At 38.3% G+C, this 4,428-nt stretch carries 4 protein-coding genes; all 4 read left to right on the top strand.

The features are described from left to right. Positions 1 to 153: 153 nt before the first annotated feature. On the top strand, positions 154 to 1,278 hold the full coding sequence (locus RRY75_RS10190) for a BMP family ABC transporter substrate-binding protein (RefSeq protein ID WP_332527560.1): 1,125 nt from the start codon (positions 154 to 156) through the stop codon (positions 1,276 to 1,278). A 24-nt stretch (positions 1,279 to 1,302) separates the two neighbouring features. After that, positions 1,303 to 2,835 carry an ABC transporter ATP-binding protein gene (locus RRY75_RS10185; protein ID WP_332494440.1) on the top strand — a complete coding sequence of 511 codons (1,533 nt, stop codon included), beginning with the start codon at positions 1,303 to 1,305 and terminating at the stop codon, positions 2,833 to 2,835. Then, the gene (locus RRY75_RS10180; protein ID WP_332494438.1) at positions 2,825 to 3,940 is read left to right on the top strand and encodes an ABC transporter permease; all 1,116 of its coding nucleotides are present in this window, start codon (positions 2,825 to 2,827) and stop codon (positions 3,938 to 3,940) included. Before RRY75_RS10185 ends, RRY75_RS10180 begins: the two co-directional genes overlap by 11 nt. After that, a partial coding sequence (locus RRY75_RS10175) for an ABC transporter permease subunit (protein WP_332716592.1) occupies positions 3,941 to 4,428 on the top strand: 488 nt, incomplete at its 3' end.

The following is a 4,428-nucleotide window of genomic DNA, read 5'->3' as shown; positions in this document are numbered from 1 at the left end:
ATAAAAACATCTTGTTGAATCTAAAAAGTTTAGGAATTTATTTTAAATAAATAAACTTGAATATAAATTAAAACAGTATTATAATACGAATATAAAATTGAACATTCGAATTATAAAAGTAAAAAATGTTCGACAAAATTAGGGGGACTTAATATGTTTAAAAAAGGCTTGAAAAAAGTATTAGCGATGACAATTGCACTTGCTTGTGTATTTACAGGTTGTGCATCAGGGACAGCAGCACCTACACCAGTTGAAGAAAATGGTGCTACATCAGAAGTAACCAATCAAGATGTCAAAGCAGGATTTATCTTTATGGGGCCTGTAGCAGATGGTGGATGGTCACAATCACATAATGAAGGACGCCTTCAAGTTGAAGAAGAACTTGGTATTGAAACACTCTACAAAGAGTCTGTGCCAGAAACACAAGAAGTTGAAAAAGTTGCAAGAGATATGATTGATCAAGGGTGTAATGTCATCTTTGCAGCATCATTTGGATATATGGATTACATTGAAAAATTAGCAAAAGAATTCCCAGAAGTGAAATTCTTCCACTGTTCAGGGTATAAAACAGCAGAAAATATGTCTAACTACTTTGGTAAAATTGAAGATGCAAGATACTTATCAGGTATGGTAGCAGGGCTTAAAACAGAATCTAACCAAATTGGTTATGTTGCAGCAATGCCTATTCCAGAAGTTATCCGTGGAATCAATGCCTTTGCACTTGGTGTAAAAGCAGTAAATCCAGAAGCACAAGTAAAAGTATCTTGGACAAATGCATGGTATGACCCAGCAAAAGAAAAAGAAGCAGGAACAGCATTAATCGACCAAGGTTGTGATGTACTTGGTCAACATCAAAATGCAGCAGGTGCACAACAAGCAGCAGAAGAAAAAGGTGTGTGGTCAATCGGTTACCATGCAGATATGAGCGCAGTTGCACCAAATGCAAATCTTACAAGTGTTGTTTGGAACTGGGGTCCATACTATGTGAATGCAGTGAAGTCAGTAATGGATGGAACATTCAAATCAGAGAGTTACTGGGAAGGTATCAATGCAGGTATCGTAGACATTTCTCCACTTACAAAAAATGCACCAGCAGAAGCAGCAGCGGTTGTAGATGCAGCAAAACAACAAATGTTGGATGGCGCACTTCATGCGTTCCAAGGTCCAATTGTAGACCAAACAGGTACAGAACGTGTACCAGCTGGTAGCGAGCTTAGCAATGAAGATCAACTTGCATGTGATTGGTTTGTAGATAATGTAGTAGGTGAAATCAACTAATACATAAATATAGGAGCGTTGTTTATGAATGAATCAGTAGTAGTAAAGTTAGAGAAAATCACCAAGCAATTTGGTTTAGTTGTAGCAAATGAAAATGTGGACCTTACTTTACACAAGGGCGAGATTCATGCTCTTTTAGGAGAAAACGGCGCAGGTAAAAGTACTCTTATGAACATGCTATCAGGAATTTATACTCCTGATGGCGGTTCTATTTTTGTGCGTGGAGAAAAAGTACACTTCACCTCTCCTAAACAGGCTATAGCCCATGGTATTGGAATGGTACATCAACATTTCAAATTAGTAGAAAGTTTTACAGCCCGAGAAAATATTATTGCAGGTACAAAAGCGAGTCATTTTACTACAGGGCATAAAGAAATTGATCAAATTCAAGCACTTTGCAAAAAGTATCATTTGACACTAGACCTTAACAAGAAAGTCTGTGATATGTCTGTAAGTGAAAAGCAGATGTTAGAAATTATAAAAGTTATTTATAAAGGCTGTGATATCTTAATACTAGATGAGCCTACTGCTGTACTTACCCCCCAAGAAGTTGAAGTGCTTTTTGATATTGTAAGACGTATGAAAAAAGAAGGTTGTGCAGTCGTTATTATTACGCATAAGCTTCATGAGGTTATGGCACTATGTGACTGTGTAACAGTTCTAAGAAAAGGGACTACTATAGAAACGGTACAAATTGGAGATACAAGTCCAGAGCACCTGACAGAACTGATGGTAGGATGTGCTACTGATTTAAGTATTACAAGGCCAACCCCTCAAAATGTACAAGTGATGTATGAGGCGAAGCATCTTTGTGCAATCAACAAAGAAGGGGTCAAAGTATTAGATGATGTATCTTTAGCTATCCGAAGTGGCGAAATATTGGGAGTAGCAGGAGTAGCAGGAAGTGGGCAAAAGGAATTATGCGAAGTACTTGTTGGCCTATATAAGCTACAAAGTGGAGAAATAATCTATAAGGGTGAAAATATCACAGGAGAAGCCCCACGCAAAATCTTTAAACGTGGTATTGCCATGAGTTTTATTCCAGAAGACAGACTAGGTATGGGACTTGTAGGTTCTATGGATATAGTAGATAACCTACTACTTAAAGAGTACCATACACAAAAGGGCTTCTTCCTAAGCAAAAACAAAGTGAAGGACAAAGCGGCAGATCTTGTTGAAAAATTAAGTGTTAAAACACCAAGTATATTCCATCCAGTCAAAATGCTTTCAGGTGGAAACATTCAAAAAGTATTACTAGGGCGTGAGATTGAAGCGAGTCCAGAAGTGCTGATTACGGCATATGCTGTAAGGGGATTGGATGTAGGTGCAACCCATCAGATTTATGACCTAATCAATGAAGAAAAAGAAAAAGGTGTAGGTGTCCTCTTTATTGGTGAAGACTTAGATGTGCTCCTTCAACTGTGTGACCGCATTATGGTCATGTGCAATGGAAAGGTAACAGGTGTTGTAAAAGCAGAAGAAGCTACAAAAGACCAAATTGGTATGATGATGAGTGGACATATAGATCAAGCTAAGGAGGCACATCATGCAAGTTAGAGTCCTAAAACAAGCCAACCCAACTTCAAAGAAAAAGATTTTGTGCACAGTAATGGCTCTAGTTCTTGCCATGGTGCTTACAAGTTTATTGATTGCTGTCATGGGACACAATCCGTTTCAAGTTTATTATTCTATGATTGAGGGTTGTATAGGTACACCTCATAGAGTGAGACAAACCATTATTACAGCTATTCCTCTTGTTATTACTTCTATTGGAGTAGGTATTGCCTTTAGAATGAGGTTTTGGAATATTGGAGCAGAGGGTCAAATCTTAATGGGAGGTTGCTTTGCTACTTTTGCAGCACTTTACTTTAAGGAGTTACCAGGTATAGTGTTGTTGCCAACCATGATGCTTTTAGGTGCATTAGGCGGTGGCTTGTGGGCACTTATTCCAGCACTTCTTAAGGCTAAGTTCAATACCAATGAAACAATTGTAACGTTAATGATGAACTATATTGCCTTAAAGTGGATTGTTTTTTTACAATATGGCCCATGGAAAGACCCTGCAGCTATGGGATTTCCTAAAATCGCCAACTTTACAGACAATGCCATCTTACCGAAGGTATTCGGTGTGCATATTGGGTGGATCATTGCTCTTAGCCTTGTAGGTGCTATTTATTATTTAATTTATTACACCAAAACAGGGTATGAGATTCAGGTTTTAGGTGAAAGTGAGAATACAGCACGCTATGCAGGAATGAATGTGAAGAAAGTTATCCTCATTGCCATGATGCTAAGTGGAGCAATCTGTGGACTAACAGGGATGATTCAAGCTTCAGCAGTGAATAACACTTTGACTATGGATTTAACTGCAGGGGTTGGGAATACCGCTATTATCATTGCATGGCTTTCAAATCTTAAAACACCATGGATGTTAGTCGTTTCTATTCTCTTTGCCATCTTGAACCAAGGTGCAAGTTACATTCAGACAGTATATCAAATTCCACAAGCAGCAGCAGAGGTTATTCAAGGGATTATTCTATTTTGTATACTAGGAAGTCAGTTCTTTATTCATTATAAAGTGCGTTTTGAAAAGGATAAATATCCAGTATCAGGGCAAGATATAGCTCAGTCAAAACTAGAAAATAAAGGGGAGGTGGCATAAATGATAGAATCTTTCTTAACAGCAGCAGTTATAGCAGGCATGCCACTTCTATTAGCAACACTTGGTGGTATGATGAATGAAAAGGTAGGCCATCTTAACTTAGGTGTAGAAGGTATGATGATTATGGGCGCAGTCATGGGATTTGTAACAAGCTTGCGTACAGAAAATCCTTATCTTGCACTGGGGGCGGCTATGTTAGCAGGGGGTGTAGGGGCTTTTGTGTATGCTCTCCTTACTGTATCCCTTCGTGGGAATCAAATTGTAACAGGACTCACCCTTACCATCTTTGGAACAGGATTTGCAAACTTTATGGGGCAATCTGTAGTTGGGCAAGTTGTACCAGAAGCAGTGAAGCGCTTCTTTGCACCTGTAGCTATTCCTGTTCTTTCTGAGATTCCTATAGTTGGGCATCCACTTTTTAATCAAAGTGTTTTTATTTATATAGGATATATATTGGCTGTTATTCTTATGATTTACTACAGTGTAAC

The sequence above is a fragment of the Niameybacter sp. genome (genome assembly GCF_036655075.1).
Lineage (GTDB): Bacteria > Bacillota > Clostridia > Lachnospirales > Cellulosilyticaceae > Holtiella.
Note: the sequence above shows the minus strand (reverse complement) of the source record. Positions and strands in the feature narration are given on the sequence as shown.